General features: G+C 63.0%; 1 protein-coding gene. It reads right to left on the reverse strand.

The genetic code is table 11. The features are described 5' to 3' along the window. Nucleotide 1 precedes the first annotated feature (1 nt). The gene (tuf, locus tag NKH83_RS31525; protein WP_254817137.1) at nucleotides 2-1,177 is read right to left on the reverse strand and encodes an elongation factor Tu; all 1,176 of its coding nucleotides are present in this window, start codon (nucleotides 1,175-1,177) and stop codon (nucleotides 2-4) included.

The following is a 1,177-nucleotide window of genomic DNA, read 5'->3' on the forward strand; positions in this document are numbered from 1 at the left end:
ATTACTCTTTGATGGTGACGACGATGCCGGCACCGACGGTGCGGCCGCCTTCACGGATGGCGAAGCGCAGCTTCTCTTCCATGGCGATCGGCACGATCAGCTCGACATCGACGGTGATGTTGTCGCCCGGCATCACCATCTCGGTGCCTTCCGGCAGCGACACGATGCCGGTCACGTCCGTCGTGCGGAAATAGAACTGCGGACGGTAGTTGGTGAAGAACGGCGTATGGCGGCCGCCTTCGTCCTTGGTCAGGATGTAGGCTTCGGCAACGAACTTCTTGTGCGGCTTGACGGTGCCGGGCTTGGCCAGGACCTGGCCGCGCTCGACGCCTTCACGGTCGACACCGCGCAGCAGCGCGCCGATGTTGTCGCCGGCCTGGCCCTGGTCGAGCAGCTTGCGGAACATCTCGACGCCCGTGCAGGTCGTCTTGGTGGTCGGACGGATGCCGACGATCTCCAGCTCCTCGCCGACCTTGACGACGCCGCGCTCGACGCGGCCGGTCACCACCGTGCCACGGCCCGAGATCGAGAACACGTCCTCGATCGGCATCAGGAACGGCTTGTCGAGCGGACGAACCGGCGTCGGGATATAGGCATCGACCGCAGCCATCAGCTCGCGGATGGCGTCCTCGCCGATCTTCTTGTCGGAATCTTCAAGGGCGGCAAGCGCCGAACCCTTGACGATCGGAATGTCGTCGCCGGGGAACTCGTTCTTGGTCAAAAGCTCGCGCACCTCGAGTTCGACCAGCTCGAGCAGCTCGGCGTCGTCGACCTGGTCGACCTTGTTCAAAAACACCACGATCGAGGGCACGCCGACCTGGCGGGCCAAAAGGATGTGCTCGCGGGTCTGCGGCATCGGACCGTCGGCGGCCGACACCACCAGGATCGCGCCGTCCATCTGCGCCGCACCGGTGATCATGTTCTTCACATAGTCGGCGTGGCCGGGGCAGTCGACATGGGCATAGTGGCGGTTGGCGGTCTCGTATTCGACATGCGCCGTCGAAATGGTGATGCCGCGCGCCTTCTCTTCCGGCGCCGCATCGATCTGGTCGTAGCGCTTGTATTCGCCAAAATACTTGGTGATCGCCGCCGTCAGCGACGTCTTGCCATGGTCGACGTGACCAATCGTGCCAATGTTCACATGAGGCTTAGTGCGCTCGAATTTACCTTTTGCCAT

This window comes from Mesorhizobium sp. M0909, from assembly GCF_040319515.1.
Taxonomy (GTDB): domain Bacteria; phylum Pseudomonadota; class Alphaproteobacteria; order Rhizobiales; family Rhizobiaceae; genus Mesorhizobium.

What these genes read in the sequence shown, in the direction of transcription:
- tuf (WP_254817137.1), bottom strand. Translation starts at nt 1,177, where the DNA reads ATGGCAAAAGGTAAATTCGAGCGCACTAAGCCTCATGTGAACATTGGC.